This window comes from Martinezella rhizogenes, from assembly GCF_000799715.1.
GTDB lineage: Bacteria > Pseudomonadota > Alphaproteobacteria > Rhizobiales > Rhizobiaceae > Rhizobium > Rhizobium rhizogenes_C.
Window position 1 is genome coordinate 328812 of sequence record NZ_JUHG01000016.1, and the last position, 19938, is coordinate 348749.

At 61.1% G+C, this 19938-nt stretch carries 22 protein-coding genes; 10 read left to right on the forward strand and 12 right to left on the reverse strand.

What is annotated here, in order from left to right:
- Positions 1 to 69: 69 nt before the first annotated feature.
- The 3 genes from EX00_RS23885 to chrA form a co-directional block, all read right to left on the reverse strand.
- Positions 70 to 1053 carry a bifunctional riboflavin kinase/FAD synthetase gene (locus tag EX00_RS23885; protein ID WP_047463665.1) on the reverse strand — a complete coding sequence of 328 codons (984 nt, stop codon included), beginning with the start codon at positions 1051 to 1053 and terminating at the stop codon, positions 70 to 72.
- A gap of 15 nt (positions 1054 to 1068) precedes the next feature.
- Positions 1069 to 1917: a TIGR01459 family HAD-type hydrolase gene (locus EX00_RS23890; RefSeq protein ID WP_047463666.1), complete on the reverse strand. Its 849-nt coding sequence runs from the start codon at positions 1915 to 1917 to the stop codon at positions 1069 to 1071.
- Positions 1918 to 2021: 104 nt separating this feature from the next.
- A complete protein-coding gene (gene chrA / locus EX00_RS23895; protein ID WP_047463876.1) occupies positions 2022 to 3467 on the reverse strand; it encodes a chromate efflux transporter in 1446 nt (481 codons plus the stop codon).
- Positions 3468 to 3634: 167 nt separating this feature from the next.
- On the opposite strand from chrA, the gene groES reads away from it, so the two are divergent.
- The 3 genes from groES to EX00_RS23910 all read left to right on the forward strand — a co-directional run bounded on the left by groES (position 3635) and on the right by EX00_RS23910 (position 6580).
- Entirely contained in the window at positions 3635 to 3931 is a 297-nt protein-coding gene (groES, locus tag EX00_RS23900) for a co-chaperone GroES (RefSeq protein WP_034508496.1), read from the forward strand.
- A 75-nt stretch (positions 3932 to 4006) separates the two neighbouring features.
- Positions 4007 to 5647, forward strand: coding sequence for a chaperonin GroEL (gene groL / locus EX00_RS23905; RefSeq protein ID WP_047463669.1), 1641 nt, complete (start codon positions 4007 to 4009; stop codon positions 5645 to 5647).
- A gap of 429 nt (positions 5648 to 6076) precedes the next feature.
- Positions 6077 to 6580: a hypothetical protein gene (locus EX00_RS23910; protein ID WP_047463671.1), complete on the forward strand. Its 504-nt coding sequence runs from the start codon at positions 6077 to 6079 to the stop codon at positions 6578 to 6580.
- Positions 6581 to 6842: 262 nt separating this feature from the next.
- On the opposite strand, the gene EX00_RS23915 is transcribed toward EX00_RS23910, so the two are convergent.
- Positions 6843 to 7550 (reverse strand): glutathione binding-like protein, encoded by a 708-nt coding sequence (locus EX00_RS23915; protein ID WP_047463673.1) that lies wholly within the window; start codon positions 7548 to 7550, stop codon positions 6843 to 6845.
- 214 nt (positions 7551 to 7764) lie between these two features.
- Between EX00_RS23915 and EX00_RS23920 the strand changes: the two genes are divergently transcribed.
- Positions 7765 to 8208 (forward strand): DoxX family protein, encoded by a 444-nt coding sequence (locus EX00_RS23920; RefSeq protein WP_047463676.1) that lies wholly within the window; start codon positions 7765 to 7767, stop codon positions 8206 to 8208.
- A gap of 80 nt (positions 8209 to 8288) precedes the next feature.
- On the opposite strand, the gene hisG is transcribed toward EX00_RS23920, so the two are convergent.
- Genes hisG through hisS form a run of 3 tightly spaced genes read right to left on the reverse strand, consistent with a single transcriptional unit; the run spans position 8289 to position 11617 of the window.
- A complete protein-coding gene (hisG, locus tag EX00_RS23925; protein ID WP_047463677.1) occupies positions 8289 to 8984 on the reverse strand; it encodes an ATP phosphoribosyltransferase in 696 nt (231 codons plus the stop codon).
- Entirely contained in the window at positions 8984 to 10102 is a 1119-nt protein-coding gene (locus EX00_RS23930; RefSeq protein ID WP_047463678.1) for an ATP phosphoribosyltransferase regulatory subunit, read from the reverse strand. Before EX00_RS23930 ends, hisG begins: the two co-directional genes overlap by 1 nt.
- Positions 10103 to 11617: a histidine--tRNA ligase gene (gene hisS / locus EX00_RS23935; RefSeq protein WP_047463679.1), complete on the reverse strand. Its 1515-nt coding sequence runs from the start codon at positions 11615 to 11617 to the stop codon at positions 10103 to 10105.
- A 123-nt stretch (positions 11618 to 11740) separates the two neighbouring features.
- Between hisS and EX00_RS23940 the strand changes: the two genes are divergently transcribed.
- The 3 genes from EX00_RS23940 to copM all read left to right on the forward strand — a co-directional run bounded on the left by EX00_RS23940 (position 11741) and on the right by copM (position 13172).
- Positions 11741 to 12271: a 2'-5' RNA ligase family protein gene (locus tag EX00_RS23940; protein WP_047463681.1), complete on the forward strand. Its 531-nt coding sequence runs from the start codon at positions 11741 to 11743 to the stop codon at positions 12269 to 12271.
- Positions 12272 to 12339: 68 nt separating this feature from the next.
- Entirely contained in the window at positions 12340 to 12723 is a 384-nt protein-coding gene (locus EX00_RS23945) for a hypothetical protein (protein WP_047463682.1), read from the forward strand.
- An 80-nt stretch (positions 12724 to 12803) separates the two neighbouring features.
- Positions 12804 to 13172 carry a CopM family metallochaperone gene (gene copM, locus EX00_RS23950; RefSeq protein ID WP_047463684.1) on the forward strand — a complete coding sequence of 123 codons (369 nt, stop codon included), beginning with the start codon at positions 12804 to 12806 and terminating at the stop codon, positions 13170 to 13172.
- Between the two features lies 1 nt (position 13173).
- On the opposite strand, the gene EX00_RS23955 is transcribed toward copM, so the two are convergent.
- Positions 13174 to 14112 carry a LysR family transcriptional regulator gene (locus tag EX00_RS23955; protein WP_234709099.1) on the reverse strand — a complete coding sequence of 313 codons (939 nt, stop codon included), beginning with the start codon at positions 14110 to 14112 and terminating at the stop codon, positions 13174 to 13176.
- A gap of 84 nt (positions 14113 to 14196) precedes the next feature.
- Between EX00_RS23955 and EX00_RS23960 the strand changes: the two genes are divergently transcribed.
- Positions 14197 to 14502 carry a YciI family protein gene (locus EX00_RS23960; protein WP_047463686.1) on the forward strand — a complete coding sequence of 102 codons (306 nt, stop codon included), beginning with the start codon at positions 14197 to 14199 and terminating at the stop codon, positions 14500 to 14502.
- 15 nt (positions 14503 to 14517) lie between these two features.
- Here the strand turns inward: EX00_RS23960 and EX00_RS23965 are convergent, their stop codons facing one another.
- Entirely contained in the window at positions 14518 to 15420 is a 903-nt protein-coding gene (locus EX00_RS23965; RefSeq protein ID WP_047463688.1) for a LysR family transcriptional regulator, read from the reverse strand.
- A gap of 110 nt (positions 15421 to 15530) precedes the next feature.
- Here EX00_RS23965 and EX00_RS23970 point away from each other — a divergent pair, with 110 nt between their 5' ends.
- Positions 15531 to 16556: a zinc-dependent alcohol dehydrogenase family protein gene (locus tag EX00_RS23970; RefSeq protein ID WP_047463689.1), complete on the forward strand. Its 1026-nt coding sequence runs from the start codon at positions 15531 to 15533 to the stop codon at positions 16554 to 16556.
- Between the two features lie 54 nt (positions 16557 to 16610).
- On the opposite strand, the gene EX00_RS23975 is transcribed toward EX00_RS23970, so the two are convergent.
- Positions 16611 to 17660 (reverse strand): aldo/keto reductase, encoded by a 1050-nt coding sequence (locus tag EX00_RS23975; protein ID WP_047463691.1) that lies wholly within the window; start codon positions 17658 to 17660, stop codon positions 16611 to 16613.
- Between the two features lie 301 nt (positions 17661 to 17961).
- Here EX00_RS23975 and EX00_RS23980 point away from each other — a divergent pair, with 301 nt between their 5' ends.
- Positions 17962 to 18666: an HAD family hydrolase gene (locus tag EX00_RS23980; RefSeq protein WP_047463692.1), complete on the forward strand. Its 705-nt coding sequence runs from the start codon at positions 17962 to 17964 to the stop codon at positions 18664 to 18666.
- A 5-nt stretch (positions 18667 to 18671) separates the two neighbouring features.
- Here the strand turns inward: EX00_RS23980 and EX00_RS23985 are convergent, their stop codons facing one another.
- Both EX00_RS23985 and EX00_RS23990 read right to left on the reverse strand, forming a co-directional pair.
- On the reverse strand, positions 18672 to 19217 hold the full coding sequence (locus EX00_RS23985) for a hypothetical protein (protein WP_047463694.1): 546 nt from the start codon (positions 19215 to 19217) through the stop codon (positions 18672 to 18674).
- On the reverse strand, positions 19214 to 19843 hold the full coding sequence (locus tag EX00_RS23990) for a DNA-3-methyladenine glycosylase I (RefSeq protein ID WP_047463696.1): 630 nt from the start codon (positions 19841 to 19843) through the stop codon (positions 19214 to 19216). The genes EX00_RS23985 and EX00_RS23990 overlap by 4 nt, the downstream gene beginning before the upstream one ends.
- Between the last annotated feature and the right edge of the window lie 95 nt (positions 19844 to 19938).

Below are 19938 nucleotides of genomic sequence, written 5' to 3' on the forward strand. Positions count from 1 at the left end.
GACGATTGGCTCAAGGCAAAAAAATGCTGCGGTGCAGCACGTTTCGCCTACCCAACCCCTTGCGTAACATCAGGAAAAGGCGATGGCCCGATCGATGTCGCCGAGTGGGCGGACGCCGGCAAGCAGCGCCCTCGCCTCTTCCTCGTCCTTCCTGATCTGCGCCACCAGCGGATCGAGGCCATCGAACTTCAGTTCGGGGCGAAGATAACCGAAAAAGGAGACGGAACAGATCTGGCCGTAGAGATCGCCGCTGAAGTCGAAGACGAAGGTTTCGAGTAATGGTGCGCCATTGTCGGTCACCGTCGGACGCCGGCCATAGCTGGCGACGGCATCGCGGATGACGCCATCGGCGGCACGGAAACGGACGGCGTAGATACCGGGTTTCAGCTCCACTTCAGGCGGCAACCTCATGTTAGCCGTGGGGAAACCGAGCGTGCGGCCAAGCTGTTCGCCGCCGATCACTTCCGCTTCGACCGTATAGCGATAACCGAGCAGGCCGGCGGCCTCGGCCACCTCCCCTTCGGTGAGCAATGTCCGGATGCGGCTCGACGAGACCACATCGGCATTTTCATCGCGGAAGGCGTCGATCAGCGTCACGCCGAAGCCATGCTTGCTGCCGGCATTCATCAGGAAGGCCGGGCCGCCCTGACGATCGTGGCCGAAATGGAAATCGAAGCCGGTGACGACTTCGGAGGCATGCAGCCAATCGATCAGGATGGAGTGGACGAACTCATCGGCGGAACGCTGCGAAAAGGCCCGGTCGAAGGGATATTCGATGACGGCGCTGAAACCCATCGCCTCGAGGAGGCGCGCCTTTAGCGGCGCCGGCGTCACCCGGAAAACCGGCTGGTCGGGTTTGAAGACGGTGCGGGGATGCGGCTCAAAGGTCAGGACCAGTGCCGGCACGCCGCGCTCCCGGGCGATCTCCAACGCGCGATCAAGCACGGATTGATGGCCACGATGCACACCGTCGAAATTGCCGATGGCGATGACGCCGCCCTTCAGATTATCGGGCAGCGGCTCACGGGTCTCGTTGCGATGGAAAACGGTCATCTGCTGCCACTCTCCTCAGACAAGGCGCGGCATCCACCACCTCGGCGACGCCTGTTCGCGCGCCAGGAAGGCGCCAAGCGCTGCCTCGTCGGTGTGACCGTCGACGACATATTCGCGGGCATGGATGCCATGGCTGATATAAAGAAGATCGAGACCGTAATCGAGCGCGCCGCGCACATCGGTCGGCATGCCATCGCCAATGGCGACGACGCGCGACAGCGGAAATTCACCGCGAACCTCGCGGGCGGCTGCGATCGAGGCATCGTAAATCGGCTGATGCGGCTTGCCGGCAATCCGCGTCTCTCCGCCGAGGCGGTCGTAATAGGCGGCCATGGCGCCTGCGCAGGGGATCATGCGGTGACCGCGCTCGACCACGAGATCGGGATTGGCGCAGATCAGCGGCACCTTGCGAGCCGCCCAGGCTGCCAGCATCTCGGTATAATCGTCGGGCGTTTCGGTTTCGTCGTCGAAGAAGCCGGTGCAGACGATGCTCTCGGCCTCTTCCGCCTCGACGCGCACCACGTCCAGCCCCTCGAGAATGCCGGTGTCGCGCTCGGGACCGAGCAGGAAGACCTTCTTCGGTCCCTCAGCGATCAGGCGGCGGGTGACGTCGCCGGAGGTAACGATGCGGTCGTAGGCGCTGTCGGGAATGCCGATCTGGCGCAACTGCTCGACCACTCTCGGCGCGACGCGCGGGGAATTGGTGATGAGGACGACGGTCAGGCCTTCGCCGCGTGCCGCCTCGAGCGCGGCCGGCGCGTCCGGATAGGCGGAGACGCCATTGTGCAGCACACCCCAGACATCGCAGAGCGCGACATCATAATGTCCGCCGATCTCGCGAAAGCTTTCGATACGCTTGCCCATGCAGTCCTCGCACTCAAAGAAATCACGGGCTGACATCGCAAACCGGCTAGCAAATTACAAGAGCGCAGCGCAGGTTTTTGCATTGCACACGCGCCGCATGCGCCTCAATGGGCAAGGCGGAGCAGACAGCCGGCCAAAGCGGAGACACCAAGCACGGTTGCCACGCCTGCCTTCTGGCGGAAGACCAGCACGACGGCAAGCATGAAAAGCAGCAGTGCCGAGACGTCGAGCGTCGCCCATGTCGGCCAGGCGATGCCGGCGATCGGGACATTGACGTAGTCGCTACCCTGGACCCCGACGCGGCGACTCCAAAGGACCAGCCGGCCGACATCGGCAAAAAGCACATGCAGGCCGAACCAGAGCGACAGATTGGTCATGACCCCGACAATCGCCGAGGTGATCGCCGCAAGAGCGGCCGACAGGCCGGCGTGACCGCGCAGCCGCTCGATATAGGGCGCGCCGGCAAAGATGAAGAGAAAGCTCGGCGCGAACGTCGCCCAGGCCGCGAGACTGGCGCCGAGGAAGCCCGCCGTCAGCGGATCGAAGCCGAAGGGATTGCGGAAGCCGGCCATGAAGCCGACGAAACAGAGGACCAGCACCAGCGGCCCCGGCGTCGTCTCCGCCAATGCCAGCCCGTCCAGCATCTCGCCCGGCCGCAGCCAGGCATAATGCTGCACCGCCGTCTGCGCCACATAGGCCAGCACCGCATAGGCGCCGCCGAAGGTGACGACCGCCATGCGGGAAAAGAAAGAGAAGATGGCACCGAAGACATTGGTTTCGCCGCTCAGGGTTTCGGCGATGATATCCTTCGGACCATCGAGGCCGTGGATCAGCAACAGCGGCGCCTGCCAGATCGCCAGCCAGCATAGAAGCGTGAGAAGGGTTTTTCGCACGCGGACACTTCGCAGAACGCTCTTGCCGATGCCGGCAAGGGCGAGCCGAGGCAGTCGCGGACGCCATTGATCATCACGGTAGGCGCGGTGGAGTACCCGACCATAGCCCGCAAGTCCGGCCAGAAGCACCACCAGCGGAAACGGCAGGTCGAAAACGAAGAGCAAAAGGAAGCTGGCGACCGCGACGCCGACATGAAACCGCGTCTTCAGCGCCCGGCTGCTCAGCCGGATCAGCGCCTGCAGCACGATCGCCAGCACGCCAGCCTTGATGCCGAAGAAGACGGTCGCCAGCAGGCTCGTATCATGAAACAGCGCGTAGAAGGCCGAAAGCCCCAGGATGACGACGAAGCCCGGCAGGATGAACAGCAGCCCGGCGACCAGGCCGCCGCGCACGCCATGCAGCAGCCAGCCGATATAGGTGGCGAGCTGCTGCGCCTCCGGTCCCGGCAGCAGCATGCAGTAGCTCAGCGCATGCAGGAAGCGCTCTTCATCGACCCAGCGCTTCTCATCGACCAGAACGCGATGCATCAGCGCGATCTGCCCCGCTGGGCCGCCGAAGCTCAGAATGCCGATGCGCGCCCAGACGCTGACGGCCTCAGAAAAGGCCGGTTTTGGCGCTATGTCGCCTGGCGTGGAAACTCCCATCGCGCCGGTCATCGCGCCCTGCCTTGGCTTTTCGCTAAAAAATTCGTCACGAGCGTCCTTGACTCGCTTGGAGCCCAACCCTAAATCTCCGTCGCTAGCACTCGCCGAGGCTGAGTGCTAACAAGCCCCATACGGATCCCCCGCTGATCCGTGAAGTCATTTGATCGAGGGATTAGACAATGGCAAGCACCAATTTCCGCCCCCTTCATGACCGCGTCGTCGTACGTCGCGTCGAGTCCGAAGCAAAGACCAAGGGTGGTATCATCATTCCCGATACCGCCAAGGAAAAGCCGCAGGAAGGCGAAATCGTCGCCGTAGGCTCCGGCGTTCGCGATGACTCCGGCAAGATCGTCCCCCTGGACGTCAAGGCTGGCGACCGCATCCTGTTCGGCAAGTGGTCGGGCACCGAAGTCAAGCTTGATGGCGAAGACCTTCTCATCATGAAGGAAGCCGACATCATGGGCATCATCGGCTAATCCAGCCGGTTCCCCTTTTCCGATACAGCTGACGGGCCACAAACCCGGATAACGCGAATTCAGGAGTTTTTAGACATGGCAGCTAAAGAAGTAAAATTCGGCCGCACCGCTCGCGAAAAGATGCTTCGTGGCGTCGATATCCTCGCCGACGCAGTCAAGGTAACGCTCGGCCCGAAGGGTCGTAACGTCGTTATCGACAAGTCCTTCGGCGCACCGCGCATCACCAAGGACGGCGTTACCGTCGCCAAGGAAATCGAACTCGAAGACAAGTTCGAAAACATGGGCGCCCAGATGCTTCGCGAAGTTGCATCGAAGACCAACGACATCGCCGGCGACGGCACCACGACCGCAACCGTTCTCGCCCAGGCCATCGTTCGCGAAGGCACCAAGGCAGTTGCAGCCGGCATGAACCCGATGGACCTGAAGCGCGGCATCGATCTCGCCGTTGCTGAAGTCGTGAAGGATCTCCAGGCCAAGGCCAAGAAGATCAGCACTTCGGAAGAAGTCGCACAGGTCGGCACGATCTCCGCAAACGGCGAAAAGCAGATCGGTCTCGATATTGCTGAAGCCATGCAGAAGGTCGGCAACGAAGGTGTTATCACCGTCGAAGAAGCCAAGACCGCTGAAACCGAACTCGAAGTCGTCGAAGGCATGCAGTTCGACCGCGGCTACCTCAGCCCCTACTTCGTGACCAACCCGGAAAAGATGATCGCCGACCTCGAAGACGCGTACATCCTGCTCCACGAGAAGAAGCTCTCGAACCTGCAGGCAATGCTCCCGGTTCTCGAAGCCGTCGTTCAGACCGGCAAGCCGCTCCTCATCATCGCTGAAGACGTCGAAGGCGAAGCTCTTGCTACGCTCGTCGTCAACAAGCTGCGCGGCGGCCTGAAGATCGCTGCCGTCAAGGCTCCTGGCTTCGGCGATCGCCGCAAGGCCATGCTGGAAGACATCGCCATCCTGACGGGCGGCACTGTCATCTCCGAAGACCTGGGCATCAAGCTCGAGTCGGTTACCCTCGACATGCTCGGCCGTTCCAAGAAGGTTTCGATCTCCAAGGAAAACACGACGATCGTCGACGGCGCTGGCACCAAGTCCGACATCGAAGGCCGCGTTGCCCAGATCAAGGCTCAGATCGAAGAAACCTCTTCCGATTACGACCGCGAAAAGCTGCAGGAACGTCTTGCCAAGCTCGCTGGCGGCGTTGCCGTCATCCGCGTTGGCGGCTCGACTGAAGTTGAAGTCAAGGAAAAGAAGGACCGCATCGACGACGCTCTGAACGCGACGCGCGCTGCTGTTCAGGAAGGCATCGTACCGGGCGGCGGCACGGCTCTGCTGCGCTCCTCCGTCAAGATCTCCGTCAAGGGTGAAAACGACGACCAGGAAGCCGGCATCAACATCGTTCGTCGCGCTCTCCAGGCTCCTTGCCGCCAGATCGCTGAAAACGCTGGTGATGAAGCCTCCATCGTTGTCGGCAAGATCCTCGACAAGAACGAAGACAACTGGGGCTACAACGCTCAGACGGGCGTCTATGGCGACATGATCGCCATGGGCATCGTCGACCCGGTCAAGGTCGTTCGCACGGCTCTGCAGGACGCAGCTTCGGTTGCTTCGCTGCTGATCACCACCGAAGCCATGATTGCCGAGCTGCCGAAGAAGGACGCTCCTGGCGGCATGCCTGGCGGCATGGGCGGCATGGGTGGAATGGACATGATGTAATAAGGCCTTAGCCTTGTTATGACTGTTCAATCCGGCATCCGGAATTGATGAAAGGGCGGCTCTCGGGCCGCCCTTTTTATTTGGGCCAAGTCGGTTGCGATACTTGCAACATAAGATTTCATACCCGTGGGAATTTACAGAGTTTGCCCCATTGCCGTTTTCGGAAAAACTTCTATAAATCGCGGCGCAGAGATTTGAGTGAGGATTGCTGCTGAAAACATGGGTTCTACTTGCCTTTAATGCATCGGACGCAATCCAGTATAGTCATACTATTTTCGATAGATAATACGCTCAATTTAATACTTAAGTTAACTTGATGAACTAAGTTAGCAGTCCTGGAGTACGCCTGATGCAGATGGGTTTGCGCAAAGGCGATCTCGGCAGCCCATAGTTGTAGCAATATGTCGACGCCGTTCCGTCCAATAGTGCATGGAATTTCGATTGAAGCGCGCGCAGGGGAACCCGCGTCTCAAGTGGGGGAACATCTTGTTCAAGATCGCCAAAGCCAGCCTTGCCGCACCTTTTGCTCCGGGATCCCTGGAGTTCAATGGTCACGATCCTGATCTGCTGGCGCAGTTCTGCGTCTCGGAAAGTTGGACCGGCGATCTGGCGAGCGGCATCATCAAGCTCGGTCAGTGGAGCACCATGCTGCACGGGCTTACATCATCGGAATGTGGCCTTTTGAGCCTGATGCACTGCTATGACGCCTATGATCGCACCCGTATTCTCGACCTGTTCGAGCAGGCGGCGACCATCTCCTCCAGCTTCTGCTACTCCACGATGGCACTTGGCGTTAGCGGCCACCGCCAGCCGATCTTCTGCGTCGGAGAATCGATCGGCACGGAAGGAAAGCATGCCGGCAGCATGGTGGGGGTCTTCCTGTTCCCGCGCTTCAAGCTGGAGCCGGGCAGCCAGTTGGCGACCCGGCAGTAGAGGCTGTTATGATGATGGTCAGGTGAGCCCATCATCGTCGCACTTGCGTGCCTGGCCCCTCACCCCCACCCTCTCCCCGCAAGCGGGGCGAGGGAGTCTCGTCCTTTAAACTTATTGGCTTCATTGCTAAACGCGATGCCGGCGCAAACACGAGAGCGCCCCCTCGCCCCGTCTGCGGGGAGAGGGCTGGGGTGAGGGGCCAGGCATATAGGTGCGGCAAAGGCGAACATGCCTGACCTGCCCTCGACGCAGTTGGAGCCGATCAATCCCGCTTCGGAATATTCAGCCCGCGCTGGCTCGCCGGGCGGGCTGTCGCGCGTTCGACCCAGTCCATGACCGAGGGGAAGCTTGCGAGTTCGAGGACCTCGCGACCGCCATAGAAGACGTCGACACCACGGACCCAGGGGAAGGTGGTGATGTCGGCAATGGTGTATTCGTCGCCCATGATCCACTGGCGACCCTTCAGGCGGTCTTCCAAAACGCTGAGCAGGCGTTTGGCCTCATCGCGGTAGCGTTCCACCGGATAGGAATTGTTGGCGACCTTATCGGCGGCGAATTTGAAGAAGTGACCGAACTGGCCGAACATCGGACCAATGCCCCCCATCTGGAAGAACACCCATTGCAGCACCTCATAGCGCCCGGCCGCATCCTTGGGGATGAGCTTGCCGGTCTTTTCGGCAAGATAGACGAGGATGGCACCGGATTCGAACAGGCCGATCGGCTTGCCGCCGGGACCGTTGGGATCGATGATCGCCGGAATGCGACCGTTCGGGTTCAGCGAGACAAATTCCGGCGATTTCTGGTCGTTGCTGCCGAAGGAAACCAGGTGCGGCTCGTAAGGAAGCTCAAGCTCCTCGAGCGCGATCGAAACCTTGACGCCGTTCGGCGTCGGCAGCGAATAGAGCTGGATAATATCCGGATTGCTGGCGGGCCAGCGCTTCGTGATCGGAAATGAGGATAGATCGGCCATAAGGGTTTCCTTCCGAAAATCATGATTTGGCATTGAATTCGCGTCACCATAACCGATAGCGCACGGATGGGAAGAGTGAGCGAAGCCCATCACTGTTCAACAATAGTGAACTAATCGTGCGCAATTGTTTATCTTTTCAATCGCATCGAAATCGCGAATAACGGTCCCAAGAAATCGTCACTCACGGTGCCGACCACCCTTACTGGAGACCGTCATGTCCAACACCAATAATGTCATCATCCTCGTGGCGCGCATCCTGCTCGCCTTCATGTTCATCTTCGCTGGTTTCGGCAAGCTGACCGATCCGGCAGGCACCGCCGGCATGATCGCTGGCGCCGGCATGCCCGCCGCCACGCTTCTCACCTACCTTGCCGGCGCCTTCGAATTCGTCACCGGCGTCTGCGTCCTCCTCGGCTTCCAGATCCGCATCGTCGGCTGGCTGCTCGCCGCCTTCTGCATCTTCACCGGCATCGTCTTCCACCTGCCGACAGTCAACGTTCCGGACTTCCCGGCCGCTGCAAATGGCTGGATCAACGGCCTGAACTTCGTCAACTTCCTGAAGAACGTCACACTGGCAGGCGCCTACATCATGCTCGCCACCAACGGCCCCGGCGTCTACTCGCTCGACGCACGCCGCGGCGCCTACGCTACCGCCTGATTGTTCAGGATACTTCGCAGAGCTAAAAAAGCCCGCCGTTTCCACGGCGGGCTTTTTCGTATGAGCAAAGAGACGAAAGATTAAAGAGCGGCGCGCACCGCAGATATGATCCGCTGAACCATGGGATCGCCCTCGTGGCTCTCCTTGCGGGCACGAACGAGGCAGGCTTCCGAGCGCAGAATAGTGCCGTCGGAGAGGATCTTCAGATGGTTTGCCCTTAGCGTCGAGCCGGTCGAGGTGATGTCGACGATGATATCGGCCGAGCCGGAAGCCGGTGCGCCTTCGGTCGCCCCCAGGCTCTCGACGATGCGATAGAGCTGGATGCCGTGCTGGCTGGAGAAGAATTGCTGCGTCAACCGCCAGTATTTGGTGGCAACCGTCAGCCTGCGGCCGTGGCGGGCGCGGAAATCGGCGGCGACATCGCCGAGATCGGCCATGGTGTCGACATCGAGCCAGATATCCGGCACGGCGACCACGACGTCGGCATGGCCGAAGCCTAAACGGGCGCAGAACTCGACGCGCCGGTCGGCATCCGCCAGGCCTTCGCGCACCAGATCCTCGCCGGTGACGCCGAAATCGACGCTGCCATTACCGATCTCGCGGGAGATTTCCGAGGCTGACAGGAAGGCTACCTCGACGTCGTCCCAGCCCTCGACCCGGCCGCGATAGGAGCGGTCATTGCCGACTGCAACGATCGGCATGCCGGCGCGCTCAAAGATCGCGGAGCAATCGTCCTTCATCCGGCCCTTGGAGGGAAGCGCAATGGTGATGGTCATCAGGCTGCCCTCGCGATTTCGATCCGGTCGAGCCAAAGCGAGAAGCCGACGGCCGGAATATGGTCTTTTGCGCCGAGCAGCGTCAGCAGCCGGTCAAACCGACCGCCGCCGACGAGCACCGCCGCCGATCCCTCCACCGTCACCTCGAAGACGAGGCCGGTATAATAGTCGAGCGGACGGCCGAAGGCGGCGCGATAGTCGATAAGGGCTGCATCGACGCCGGCATTGGCAAGGGCGGCGACGCGGGCGTCGAAACGCTCAAGTGCCGTGCCCAGCTTCAGACCGGCAGCATCGGCAAATCCGGCCAGAGCCGAAGAGGCGTCGGCAAGCGGTACGCTCAGCGACAGGAACTCTTCCAGGACGCGGAAAGCCTCGTCATCGAGACGGGTTTCCGACAGGACCAGCTTTTCGCGAAGCCGACGGGCGATCTCCAGCGGCGAGCGGCTGGCATTGGTGGAATAACCGGTCGCCTGCATGGTGCTGTCGATATGCATGACCAGCCCCTGCTCGTCGCCGCGCGCCAGAAAATCAAGCGCATGCGGATCGAGGCCGGTGACCGGCTGCGGGCTGGCGAGCCGCGCCAGCAGGGTTTCGAGCTGCGTCATGTTGCCGAAGGCATGGATCAACCGCTTCTGCCAGCCGGACGGCAGGCCCAGCGCCTGGACGACAGCTTCGAACACCGCCTGATCACCAAGCGTCACCGACAGTGCCTTGCCAGGCACCAGCCGGTTGAGAATGGCGATGGCGTCGCCGACGGCACGGGCATCGGCGCTGGCGATATCACGATCGCCGAGATCCTCGATGCCTGCCTGATAGAACTCATGGCCGCCTTCGCGACGCTGGCGAAAGATCTCGCCGAGATAGGAATAACGCTTCGGGGTGCCGGTTGCGGTCTCGATATGCTGCAGGCAGACGGGAATGGTGAATTCCGGCCGCAGGCAGAGGCTGGCGCCGGTCTCGCTTTCGGTCATGAAGATGCGGCGGCGCAGATCCTCGCCCGCCATGTCGAGAAATGGTTCGGCCGGCTGGATGATCGGCGTGTCGACCCGATCCGTCTTGCGGGCGGCAAATTCGGCAATGAGATCATCGGCGAAATCGGGAAGATTGATCAGGGGCATTTATTCCGCCCTCTTGCGATCTTCCGCCTGCGCCGCCAAAATCGCCTGCACCTTGGCGACCAGATCGGCCTCGGGCACGGTCTCCTGCGCGACGCGGGCTTCGCGCCAGCTCGCATTGTCCTCGATCTCGCCGGAAAGGCGCTTGCCTTCGATCAGGTCCTTGAGCTGCACGACGCCCTCTGCGCGCTCGTCGCCACCCTGGATAATGGCGATCGGGCAGCCGCGGCGGTCGGCATATTTCAGCTGGTTGCCGAACTTCTTCCAGTTGCCCTGGAACATCTCGGCGCGAATGCCGGCGGCGCGCAGCTGTTGCGTGAAGCGCTGGTAGCGGCCCATGGCCTCGACATCGCCGTCCATGACGGTGACGAGTACAGGCGCGATCACCTCGGCCTGGCCAAGCTTGCCGAGGTTTTTCAAGGCCGTCATCAGGCGCGACACGCCGATAGCAAAGCCTGTCGCTGGAACCGGCTGGCCCATGAAGCGCGACACCAGCCCGTCATAACGCCCACCGCCGGCGACGGAGCCGAAGACGACCTTCTCGCCCTTTTCGTTGGTGACGTCGAAGGTGAGTTCGGCCTCATAGACCGGACCGGTATAGTATTCGAGGCCACGCACGACAGAGGGGTCGATCTTGATACGGTCGGACTGATAGCCGGCGCTGGTGACGAGGCTGCCGATGAAATTCAACTCCTCGACGCCTTCACCGCCATTGGAGGTGCCGGCGACCAGCTCCGCGAGTTGGGCAGCGCTTCCGGCATAATCCTTGATGCCGACGAAGAAGAGCACCTTATCGATCTGCTCGGCATTCAGCCCAGCACCCTTGGTGAAATCGCCGGACTCGTCCTTACGGCCGGGACCAAGCAGCAGCGCGACGCCTTCCGGGCCGAACTTGTCGAGCTTGTCGATGGCGCGCAACACGTTCAGCCGTTGGCCGGCCTTATCATCGCCGCCGAGGCCGATCGCTTCCAGCACGCCGTCCAGAACCTTGCGGTTATTGACACGGATGAGATAGTCGCCGCGCTTGATGCCGAGGGCTTCCAGCGTGTCGGCCATCATCATGCACATTTCGGCGTCCGCCTGCACGCCGGGCGCACCGACGGTGTCGGCATCGAACTGCATGAACTGACGGAAGCGGCCCGGACCCGGCTTCTCGTTGCGGAAGACATAGCCGGCGCGATAGGTGCGGTAGGGCAGCTGGATCTCGTTGAAATTCTCAGCGACATGGCGGGCCAGCGGCGCCGTCAGGTCGTAGCGCAGCGACATCCACTGCTCGTCATCGTCCTGCAGCGAGAACACACCCTCGTTTGGGCGGTCGCTGTCGGGCAGGAACTTGCCGAGCGCATCAGTATATTCGAACAGCGGCGTTTCGACGGGATCGAAGCCATAATGCTCGTAAACCGCCCGGATCTTAGCGGTCATCTCGTTGACAGCGCGAATATCGCTCGCCGAACGATCGACAAAGCCACGCGGCAGGCGGGCCTTGAGCTTTTGCGGTTTCTTCTGTTTGTCGCTCATTTGCTGGATAATCCGGTATGGGAACAGTGGCGGTTAACTAGCGGATACAGCGGGATGCGGCAAGGATTGTTGTATGATGTCGTTCGACAAAACCGACAGTGACCGAAGATCAAGGATAGAAAAGTGACGGCCTACGCAATCAGCCTGAAATGCACGAACGATACCGCGAACCCGGTTCTCGATCTCTGGCGCGAGGCAAGCCGCTTCGAAACCGTCCCATCGATGCAGGCTTTGAACTACCCGCCGCATCTGACGCTCGCCATCTACGGAGGCATCGCGCCGGAACGGCCCCTTAAGGCCGTGCGCAAGATCTTTCGCGACATGCCGACACTTTCAGTTGAATTTGCAGGCATCCACCATTTTCCAAATGAGACGCTGGTGCTTTGGGCACGCCCGGTCGATGACAGCGCCTTGCGCCGCATGCACCAGGCCATTCATCAGGAGATTGATCCTATGCTGTGTCATGAGCATTATCGCCCCAGCCATTGGCAACCGCATTGCACGATCGCCATGAGCATTCCGAAGGAGGAGGCGACGGCGGCGCTGAGATGGGCGGCTGAAACTCCGGCAAGATTTGCCGTGACGTTCGATGTTGCCGATTGCATCGGATTTCCCCCTGTCGAAATCCTGGAAGAGGTCAAATTGCTGCCTTGATACCGCGCCAGGATCGGTGCAGTGCAATTTGCACTTGCCTTTCACGGGCATGCACTTAGGGTTTGCCCATGCGCTTCTTCGCCACTCTGACAATGCTGACTGCCTGGCTGATCTACGGTGCCATGCCCGCACTGGCGGCCTGTCCGATTTGCGATGCCGAGATGGCGATGCCGGTTGCTGTAAGCATGACCGAGGATAACGCAATGGCCGGCATGGATCATGGTTCGATGGCCATGCACGCCAACTCCGTGATCCCCGACAAGAAACCGGACAATCCCTGTGCCGGCGGCATGGCGCATGTGCCGTCCTGTGCGGCCTGTCTTGCCGTTGCGCCTTCCCTGATGCTGGACTACGGCCGTGTGCTGGCATTCTCTTATCCGGCCCCCACGCATGGTCAACGGCTTGCCGATTCCCGTCCCGCGCCGACGGCACCCCCTCCCCGCTTCGCCTGACACGCATCTGACTTCATCTCACTTGCGAAGCGACCCTTCGCCAGAAACTCAGATACCGTTCCGAAACGGAAGGAATTCACATGTCTATTTCCAAATCCATCACCCTCGCCGGCGCTCTTGCGCTCGCCTTCTCCTTCCCCGCCTTTGCCGAAGACATGCACAACATGGACATGAGCAAGCCGATGGGCGCCCAGGGTGCATCCAGCAAGGCGTTCAACGATGCCATGGGCAAGATGCACAAGGATATGATGATCACCTATAGCGGCGATGCCGACACGGATTTCGTCCGTGGCATGATCCCGCATCATCAGGGCGCCATCGACATGGCCAAGATCGAGCTCAAATACGGCAAGGACCCGGAACTGCGCAAACTGGCGGAAAACGTCATCAAGGCGCAGGAAGCCGAAATCAAGGGCATGAACGCCTGGCTGAAGAAGCACGGCAAGTAAATCAGGTCAAAGCAGAACGAGAGGCGGCATTTCCGTCGCCTCTCGTCGTGCCTAGATCTCCCCCGAGCTTCGGGTGTTGGAACACTTGATCCAGCCATCCAGCAACCGCTCGAATGCGGGCGGCGTTTCGAAGCTCGGCATGGGTCAGCAGCCATACTTCTCGCACTGGAAGTGTCTTGTCATCGGCATCGACACGGGAGAGCCCTTCTACGCGCTCGACCAGAATTGTGGGCAACAGTGCCCGGCCCAATCCGGCGACGGCAGCCTGAAGCAAAGCTTCCGCGTCATTAACGGCGAGAGCGTTGTCTCCGCCCGATTTCTCCGCCTGTGCAGCGATCCAGCGGGCATGCGGCAAATGCATCATTCCCTCCTCATAGACCAGCCATGGAAGATTTTCGGCATGGTCCTCTGTTCCCGCCGCGACGTAGATTGCGTAATCCAGGGTAGCTATTCGCCGCGCGACGACCTTGCTGTTGGTCATATCGGCAGGCCGGGCAAGCCGGATTGCCATATCCGCCTCGCGGCGGGTCAGGTTGAAGTTACGGGCATCGCCGATAAGTTCCAGTTGCAGGCCGGAATGCTGTGACAGAAGCTCGGCCGCAACGGGGATCAACAAGCGGCTGATGAAGGAAGGCGGTGCCGTCAGGCGCACCTTGCCGAGCGCCGTCACATCCGCCGCCTCCAGCGCTCCCGAAAGCGCCATCACCTCCGCCTCGATCGCCTCGGCCCGCGCCACGGCGATCTCGCCGGCCGGCGTCGGAGTCATTACGCCGCCTGTGTCGCGCTGAAAGAGCGTGACACCAAGCCGTTCCTCCAATGTCCGCAAGCGCCGGCCGACAGTCGTCGCGTCCGTCTTGATCTCGCGGCTCGCCGCTGCAAAGGAGCGCCCTCGCGCCACAGCGAGGACATAGCGCAGATCGTTCCAATCGATATCGTGCATTTTTGCAGCTTTCCTCGGCAGATTTACCGCATGCAATCATATTATTGCAGCCATAAGCTCCAGAGGTCCAGCAAGGAGGCTCCAATGACGCTATTCGCTGTTTTGTTTGAAGATGACCGGCAACATGCGACTGCCATACGGCAAAGCTACCTGGAACGTCATTTCGATTTCCTGCAGACGAACGCAGCCTGCATCAAGACGGCGGGGCCACTCAGCCGGCAGGACGATGTGTTTGCGGGCGGCCTGTGGCTTGTCGAGGCGCAAGACGCGACCGAGGTCGAAAGGCTGGTGAAGGCGGATCCGTTCTGGTCCGCCGGACTCCGGAAATCGGTGCAGATCCTGATCTGGAACCGGGTCTTTGCCGATGGCGTTCGCTTGCCACGACAATAGAGCCGCAGCCTTCCATCATTCCATGACCTGCGGCAGCCGGGCGGCGAGGAGATCGATGACCGCGCGGGTCTTGAGCGGCAAATGTGGCGTCTGCGGCCAGACGGCATAAGCATGGAAGGTCAGGCCGGACATATCCGTCAGCACAGGGGCAAGATTGCCGGCCAGCACCTGACCTCGTATCAGCCAGCAGGGCAGCCACGCAGCCCCCATTCCCGCTGCGGCGGCATCGGCCATCACTTCGAGATCGTCGAACCGCAACCGCGTCTTCGGCATATATTCGATGTCGGCGCCATTGGCCTGCGGGAAAGCCCAGATCTTTGCCTCGCCTGCGCGGGCGTAGGCGATGAGATCATGCTTCTCGAGGTCGGCGATGGTCTGCGGTGTTCCGCGCTTTGCAAGATAGGCGGGCGATGCGCAAACGACCATGCGGTGCCGGGCGACCCGCCGGGCAACCAGCCCTGGGGCATCCCGGAGCGGACCGTTGCGGATGGCGAGGTCGAAACCCTCGTCAAGCAGGTCCACGACGCGGTCGCTGAAGGAGAGATCGAGTTCGAGGTTCGGATGGGCGCGGGCAAGCTCCATCAACAAGGGCGCTATGCAACGGCGGCCGAAGAGCACGGGCATCGAGATGCGCAGGCGTCCCGCCACCTCGCGTTTCCCGGATTCCAGCATCGCCTCGCCGGACTGTATCTCGTCCAGGGCCCGGCGACAGCGCTCGTAGAAGGCCTGGCCCTCGTCCGTCAGGCTTTGCGTGCGGGTGGTGCGGTGGAAGAGCCGGACGCTCAGTCGTCTCTCGAGCTTGGCGATGGTCTTGCCGATTGCCGAACGCGACAGGTTCATACGCGTGGCGGCCGCTGAAAAGCCGCCGGCCTCCACCGCCTCCACAAATTCTGGAATGCCGTTGAGCATGTCATTCATTGCTATTGTTTCCCAAAAGGAACCAGTCAGTGGAAATCATATCGCCACTGGCGACCATTACGCAACGATATAGTGACCTCCGTGCTTTCAATTTCTCGCAGGAGATCATTATGACGAAGACCATGCGACGCTGGACACTGAACAGCTTCGGCATCGACGCCCCTCTCAGCCTCACCGAAACCGAGGTCCCCTCGCCCGCCCGCGGCGAAGTCCTCGTGCGGACCAAGGCGGTTTCGCTGAACTATCGCGACAAGCTGATGCGGGAAAGTGGCATGGGCCTGCCCGTCCAGTTTCCCTTCGTACCCGCTTCCGACATGGCGGGCATTGTCGAAGCCGTCGGCGACGGCGTAACGCGGTTTGCGACCGGCGACCGGGTCATCTCCACCTTCCACCCCGGCTGGATCGATGACAAGCCACCCGGCGATGCGCGCAACCCACCCTACCGGACGCTTGGCGGCTTTTATCCCGGCATGCTCTCGGAATATATCGTTCTTCCCGAAGACTGGTTCGTCGCCTCGCCGACAAGCCTTGACGATGGCGAAGCGAGCACCTTGCCCTGCGCCGGCCTGACGGCCTGGTTCGCGCTGGTGGAACGCGGCAAGATCAAGCCGGGCGACACCGTGCTGGTGCAGGGAACCGGTGGGGTATCGATGTTCGGGCTGCAGATCGCGGCGGCGCAAGGCGCCGACGTCTTCGTGACGTCCTCCGGCCCTGAAAAGCTGGCGCGGGCAAAGGCGCTCGGCGCCCGCCATGGCATCGATCGCAATGCCGAGGATTGGGTGGAGGCGGTCTATCGACTCACCAACGATCGCGGCATCGACCATATCTTTGAAATCGCCGGCGGGCCGCATCTCGGCCAATCACTGAAGGCGGTGGCGGTGCATGGCCGCATCTCGGTCATCGGCGTGTTTGAAGGATTTGACCTGTCCGGCCCAGCCGGACCGGTATTGCTGAAGTCTCCGGTCATTCAGGGCATCTCCGTCGGTCATCGCCGCGCCCTGGAGGATTTCGTCCGCGCTACCGACCGGATCGGCCTGAAGCCGGTCATCGATCATCGCTACGCCTTCTCCGAGGTTCCCGCCGCCTTCGACCATCTCGATCGCGGTGCCTTTGGCAAGATCGTTATCGAACTCTGACGACAAGCGCCGCCGCCGCCATCACGAGATGGCGGCGGCGCTTTCATTCCCAGCTCAAGCCTTTGGTTCGAAAGGCTGGGGTACGCGAGCGGCACCCTGGCGGGCAAGCATCCAGCCGGGATATTCCGCGGCGAGCGCGCTGACATCGTCCAGCCTGGCGATATCCTCGGCATCAAGCTTCAGTTTGACGGCGGCGAGGTTCTGGTCGAGCTGATCGAGGCGCTTGGCGCCAATGATGATGCTGGTGACGAAGGGCTTTGCCAGGATCCAGGCAAGCGCCACGGTGGCGACGCTGGCGCCGTGCTTCTCGGCCACTTCGCGCATGGCGGCGACGCAGGCCCAGGCACGGTCCTTATCCACCGGCGGGAAGTCGAAATTGGCACGGCGGCCTTCGCCATTGCCCGCAGCACCGGGGCCGAACTTGCCGGAGAGGAGACCGCCGGCGAGCGGTGACCAGACCATCAGACCAAGCTTCTCCTCCGCCATCAGCGGCACGATTTCCCGCTCGAGATCACGGCCGGCGATGGAGTAATAGGCCTGCACCGTCTCGAAGCGGGCAAAGCCGCGGCGTTCGGAAATGCCGAGCGCCTTGGCGATACGCCAGGCCTGCCAATTGGATACGCCGACATAGCGCACCAGCCCGTGCGAGACGAGATCGTCGAGCGCCCGCAGAGTCTCGTCAATCGGTGTGACCGTATCCGTGGCGTGGATCTGGTAGAGGTCGATATGGTCGGTCTGAAGCCGCTCGAGGCTTGCCTGAACCGAATCCATGATATGGCCGCGCGAGGCGCCGCGATCGTTGGGCTTGTCGCCCATGACGCCATAGACCTTGGTGGCGATGACGACGTCCTTACGCGGCACGCCGACATTCTTCAGCGCCTGACCAAGCAGCTTTTCCGAAGTGCCGAAGGAATAGACGTCGGCGGTGTCGATGAAGTTGACGCCGGCGGCGAGCGAGCTTTCGACGATCTTGTCGGCCGTCGCCTGGTCGACATCGGCGATGGCGCCCCAGTTGCTATTGGGATTGGCTTCGCCGAAGGTCATGGTGCCCAAGCAAAGTTCGGAGACGAATAGGCCGGTATTACCGAGCTGGTTATAACGCATCTGAGAAAATTCCCTTGTGATCCGCCGGAAGATGGCTTCCGGCCGGTGAATCCTGATCTCTTGGTTATTTGGCCTCGGCATGACAGCCGCTGATCCGCGCTGCCTTGGGGAGGTCGGGGGAATGATCGTCGAGGGGCGGCCCTGCCGCTACCTGGACGATATCAACATAATGCACCGGAATCCGATTTCAACGCGAGACCCGGCGCCGATCACAATGCGGTGACCGGCGCTTTGCTCTTGCCTCCTTATCAGCGCGCGATAGAATCCCACATTCATCCAATCCGTAAGGACGGACAGGCCCATGCCGCAACGCCCACTGACCACGATCGGCTTCGACGCCGACGACACACTCTGGGAGAACGAACAATTCTTTCGGCTGACGGAACGACAGTTCGCCGAACTGCTCGGTGACTATGCCGAGAGCGAGAACATCTCCCAAAGGCTGCTGGAAGCCGAGACGCGCAATCTGCGCCAATACGGGTTCGGCATCAAAGGTTTCACGCTTTCGATGATCGAGACGGCGATCGAGATCACCAAAGGCGAGGTACCGGCAACGGTGATCGCTCAAATCCTCGACATCGGCCGCGATCTGCTCACCCACCCCGTGGAAACGCTTCCCGATGTCCGGGGGACGCTGGAAACTCTCTCTGGCAGCTATCTGCTGGTGCTGATCACCAAGGGCGATCTGTTCGACCAGGAGCGCAAGCTCGCGCAATCCGGCCTCGGGGATCTCTTCGATGCCGTCGAAATCGTCTCCGACAAGAACGCATCCACCTATCGCCGCATCTTCTCCAAAGTCGGCGATGGGCCGGAGCGAGCAATGATGGTCGGCAACTCACTCAAATCCGACATCGTGCCCGCGCTTGCCGCCGGCAGCTACGGCGTCTTCATTCCGCACGAACTCACCTGGATCTTCGAACATGTCGAGGAACCAACGCAGGCACCGCGATTCCGCAAGATCGGGTATCTTGGGGAACTCCAAGGAATAATCGAGGGATTATCCTGAAACCCTTACTGTCCCTGCTTCGACCTTGGCGGGAACAATGACGGACCTTGATCCGCGGGCTTGTCCTGCTGTTGCGTGGCCGGCGGATTGGGGTCGATGAGGATTTCATAGGGTGCGCCGAGGCCGCGACGGCGGGTGACGCGGGAGTAATAGGGCTTGATCAGCCATGTCGTATCTTCATTGACGGTGACATCGGCGGTCATGCCGTCCTCGTCGGTGCCGAAGAAGGATTCGTCATCGTCCGAGGAGAGATCGAAGATTGCCATGAAGGTGTATTTGCTCTTCGAGCTAAAGGTGATCCGGACGTGCTGGCCCTTCTTGAGCGGCAGCGTATAGACCTTGCCCTTGCCGAATTTCGTCCAGCCGGACAGCTTCTCCAGCACGGCGGGGAAACCAAGCTTTTCCACGGTCTCGCCACGGTCGAGCTGCGGAAGCTGCGGCTGCTCGCCACCCTTTGGGTTGTCGCTGCTCTGGGTCGCCTGCGCGTGGGCGGCCTGACTGAGCGGCAGAACGAAGGCGAACAGGGAGAAGGCAAGAACCAGGCGTCTCATGGCCGCACCAATGCACTGCGCATCGCCTCCACCTCTTTCCGGCAATAACAGCCCTCGATGTGATCGTTGACGAGGCCCATGGCCTGCATGAAGGCGTAAACCGTCGTCGGGCCGACGAAGGTCCAGCCGCGCTTTTTCAGATCCTTCGATATCCGCACGGAAACCGGCGTCGTCGGATTGGCGGCGATGGTCGCATGATCGACCAAGGCGGGACGCTCCGCGGCCGTCGGCTCGAAACCCCAGAAATAGCGGGCGAGCGAACCGAATTCGGCGCGCAGCTCGATAGCGCGATGGGCATTGTTGATGGTGGAGACGATCTTGCCGCGATGGCGGATGATGCCGGCATCGGCCAGGCAGCGCTCGATATCGGCATCACCAAACGTCGCCACCTTGTCGAAATCAAAGCCGGCGAAGGCAGCGCGGAAATTCTCGCGCTTACGCAGGATCGTCAGCCAGGAGAGGCCCGACTGGAAGCCTTCCAGGCAGATCTTCTCGAACAGCCTGGTATCGTCGACGACGGGCCTGCCCCATTCCTGGTCATGATAGCGCAGATATTCCGGCAGATTGCCGTGCCAGTGGCAGCGGTCCTTGCCGTCCTCACCGGTGATGATGCCCGTTCCGGCCATAGTCGTGCTTCGTCCCCTATTTCAGAGCGTGATCGCGAAAACAGCTAAACAGCTATCGGATAAGATCAGGCCAATCAAATGCTTAAGATCGAAAG

What these genes read in the sequence shown, in the direction of transcription:
- EX00_RS23975 (WP_047463691.1), bottom strand. Translation starts at nt 17,660, where the DNA reads ATGCGTTATAACCAGCTCGGTAATACCGGCCTATTCGTCTCCGAACTT.
- chrA (WP_047463876.1), bottom strand. Translation starts at nt 3,467, where the DNA reads ATGACCGGCGCGATGGGAGTTTCCACGCCAGGCGACATAGCGCCAAAA.
- EX00_RS23945 (WP_047463682.1), top strand. Translation starts at nt 12,340, where the DNA reads ATGCGCTTCTTCGCCACTCTGACAATGCTGACTGCCTGGCTGATCTAC.
- EX00_RS23990 (WP_047463696.1), bottom strand. Translation starts at nt 19,843, where the DNA reads ATGGCCGGAACGGGCATCATCACCGGTGAGGACGGCAAGGACCGCTGC.
- EX00_RS23885 (WP_047463665.1), bottom strand. Translation starts at nt 1,053, where the DNA reads ATGACCGTTTTCCATCGCAACGAGACCCGTGAGCCGCTGCCCGATAAT.
- groES (WP_034508496.1), top strand. Translation starts at nt 3,635, where the DNA reads ATGGCAAGCACCAATTTCCGCCCCCTTCATGACCGCGTCGTCGTACGT.
- EX00_RS23970 (WP_047463689.1), top strand. Translation starts at nt 15,531, where the DNA reads ATGACGAAGACCATGCGACGCTGGACACTGAACAGCTTCGGCATCGAC.
- groL (WP_047463669.1), top strand. Translation starts at nt 4,007, where the DNA reads ATGGCAGCTAAAGAAGTAAAATTCGGCCGCACCGCTCGCGAAAAGATG.
- EX00_RS23960 (WP_047463686.1), top strand. Translation starts at nt 14,197, where the DNA reads ATGACGCTATTCGCTGTTTTGTTTGAAGATGACCGGCAACATGCGACT.
- EX00_RS23920 (WP_047463676.1), top strand. Translation starts at nt 7,765, where the DNA reads ATGTCCAACACCAATAATGTCATCATCCTCGTGGCGCGCATCCTGCTC.
- EX00_RS23985 (WP_047463694.1), bottom strand. Translation starts at nt 19,217, where the DNA reads ATGAGACGCCTGGTTCTTGCCTTCTCCCTGTTCGCCTTCGTTCTGCCG.
- hisG (WP_047463677.1), bottom strand. Translation starts at nt 8,984, where the DNA reads ATGACCATCACCATTGCGCTTCCCTCCAAGGGCCGGATGAAGGACGAT.
- copM (WP_047463684.1), top strand. Translation starts at nt 12,804, where the DNA reads ATGTCTATTTCCAAATCCATCACCCTCGCCGGCGCTCTTGCGCTCGCC.
- EX00_RS23955 (WP_234709099.1), bottom strand. Translation starts at nt 14,112, where the DNA reads ATGCACGATATCGATTGGAACGATCTGCGCTATGTCCTCGCTGTGGCG.
- EX00_RS23915 (WP_047463673.1), bottom strand. Translation starts at nt 7,550, where the DNA reads ATGGCCGATCTATCCTCATTTCCGATCACGAAGCGCTGGCCCGCCAGC.
- EX00_RS23930 (WP_047463678.1), bottom strand. Translation starts at nt 10,102, where the DNA reads ATGCCCCTGATCAATCTTCCCGATTTCGCCGATGATCTCATTGCCGAA.
- EX00_RS23965 (WP_047463688.1), bottom strand. Translation starts at nt 15,420, where the DNA reads ATGAATGACATGCTCAACGGCATTCCAGAATTTGTGGAGGCGGTGGAG.
- EX00_RS23910 (WP_047463671.1), top strand. Translation starts at nt 6,077, where the DNA reads ATGGAATTTCGATTGAAGCGCGCGCAGGGGAACCCGCGTCTCAAGTGG.
- EX00_RS23980 (WP_047463692.1), top strand. Translation starts at nt 17,962, where the DNA reads ATGCCGCAACGCCCACTGACCACGATCGGCTTCGACGCCGACGACACA.
- hisS (WP_047463679.1), bottom strand. Translation starts at nt 11,617, where the DNA reads ATGAGCGACAAACAGAAGAAACCGCAAAAGCTCAAGGCCCGCCTGCCG.
- EX00_RS23890 (WP_047463666.1), bottom strand. Translation starts at nt 1,917, where the DNA reads ATGGGCAAGCGTATCGAAAGCTTTCGCGAGATCGGCGGACATTATGAT.